Here is a 1889-nt window from a genome sequence, read left to right as displayed (position 1 = left end):
TTTGTGATTAGAACCCCAACGTGGAAAAGTTACCTGCAGCCCCTGCTGAAGGTGATGAAAGGCTAAGGGAACGTGTTATCGCCGGCGCCACGATTTTTAAATCCCGAGAATTCGACCATACGTCTGAGGCTTCAAAACTAAACGATCGGGGTGAACCTGGTCGGCTTGTTCACGGAAAGCGGCTCGACGTCTTTCACAACACCGAAGGCCCGGGCGACAAGTTCGAAGTTTTCCAGGTGCGCACCGCCACGCACATTCCGTACAGCACCGGTATCCCAAGCAAGCCTGTCGATGGTGAGCGCGAGTCTAAAGGTGTGTTCACCAGCTTCGATGAGGCGGGCAAAAGCATCGATAAAACGGTGGGGGTGATGAGACACTCAGAGGTGATCAGACAGCGCCAGGCTGAGCACGGCATTCACTGGAAAGAAGCACCACCAGCAGTGAAACCCCGGGCCCCGCGGCCGGCTTAAACACCACGAGGGGGCTACGGCCCTCTCGTTCATTTGGAGCAAGCGTGTGATTCTTCAATTCAAGTTCTTCGATACCGAGCAGCAAGAAATAGCCCTCTTCCAGACGGAAATAGATCTGAACGGATTGGTAGCTGTCGCTGAGTCGAGACGGGAAATGATTCTGGAAAAGGGCAAGTCCTTCGCCCAGGGCGCAGTCCCGTTCTGGGCCGGCGAGGTCGCCAAAGCAATGAATGAAAATGATCAGGCTGCGATGGATCGGCATGCCATTCAAACTGCGATGGCTGCATGGTTAGCCGATTCCGTTTTTGACGGTGCTACCAAAGCTGACTACGAGTCGAGCTATCTCGAATTTAACGTCCATCCGACAGGAATGGTTGTGTTGAATCGACACCCTATGTCCAGGTACAAGGCGCCCAAAGGGGCGCCTTCCTTTTAAAGGATGATGAAAGGGCAATTGACACTACGGGTGAAGGTATCGCCGCTTGCTTGGACCGGTATTGCTCGATCGATGTCGATGTGGCCTTGAACGATTGGGACGGTACAGACCACACGATCGATCATGACCACCACGCTAAATTGGCAAGCCCTATCAGACCGGGCCTGTAGCAGGAGGGCGTATGCGGTCTTGATGTCCTGGGCACCCTGTAGAAAAACGGAACGATGAGCATTCATGACTCCACCTCACTCTGTTCCGGCCAATTGTGCAGCGCGCCGCGTGACGATAATCACCGGAATGGGCAGTGAAAACTCATCACGAACAATCAGGGCTTTGTTCTGACTGAACATCGCGCTGGCGAGCTTACGGCGCGCAAGCATCGACCCGATGCTCGACTGAGTGGACTGGGTAGTTTTGCCGTTACAGGGCACAACCAGTGCCTCACCAGGTTCCAACTCAGCCAGTGCCTGGGAAACATTACTGCATGAGATTTTCAGTTCCATCGCTTGCTCCTAGAAATGGGGTAGCCGCCCCGAATAATGTCGCACATACATACGTACGTATGTATGTATGTATGTATGTATAATAGGCGTACCTGCTCTGTTTGTCAGCCGGCAAAGAGCAATTTCTTAAACTAATTAACGCTCACGAGGGGATACAGGATGATTCGAGTTATCAAGGTAGGGGGAGGGGTAGTTTTGTTGCTACTAGCAACGGTCGTTGCGGCTGGAGAAAAACGGGAGCCCGGACCTGTAGCAGCTAACATAACTGCACAGTTCTATAACGTTGATCAGGAGGCTGTTGACGTTCGTATTTTAAGGAAAACAGCTACTGCAGCGACGGTAATTGCTACTGCTCCTGGGGACCACACCTGCAGATATGAAATGGTAGTTGCCCCCGCAGATTCAACGGCCCCACACGGGTGGGTTATAGCGCACACGAGCTGTAAGTCCTAACTAGCTTAGTTAGGGAGGCGCTGCAAA

Annotated in this window: 3 protein-coding genes; 2 read left to right on the top strand and 1 reads right to left on the bottom strand. The window is 52.8% G+C overall.

Going from position 1 to position 1889, the window contains the following annotated elements:
* Nucleotides 1–20: 20 nt before the first annotated feature.
* Both ALO64_RS17690 and ALO64_RS17685 read left to right on the top strand, forming a co-directional pair.
* Entirely contained in the window at nucleotides 21–470 is a 450-nt protein-coding gene (locus tag ALO64_RS17690) for a hypothetical protein (RefSeq protein ID WP_169788679.1), read from the top strand.
* Nucleotides 471–516: 46 nt separating this feature from the next.
* Nucleotides 517–906 carry a hypothetical protein gene (locus ALO64_RS17685; RefSeq protein WP_052508601.1) on the top strand — a complete coding sequence of 130 codons (390 nt, stop codon included), beginning with the start codon at nucleotides 517–519 and terminating at the stop codon, nucleotides 904–906.
* Between the two features lie 245 nt (nucleotides 907–1151).
* Here ALO64_RS17685 and ALO64_RS17675 read toward each other — a convergent pair whose 3' ends face one another.
* Entirely contained in the window at nucleotides 1152–1409 is a 258-nt protein-coding gene (locus ALO64_RS17675) for a hypothetical protein (RefSeq protein WP_044345887.1), read from the bottom strand.
* Between the last annotated feature and the right edge of the window lie 480 nt (nucleotides 1410–1889).

Origin of the sequence: Pseudomonas meliae (genome assembly GCF_001400515.1) — a bacterium.
Taxonomy (GTDB): Bacteria; Pseudomonadota; Gammaproteobacteria; order Pseudomonadales; family Pseudomonadaceae; genus Aquipseudomonas; species Aquipseudomonas amygdali.
The sequence above is the reverse complement of the archived record's forward strand: the minus strand, read 5'-3'. Positions and strand labels throughout refer to the sequence as shown.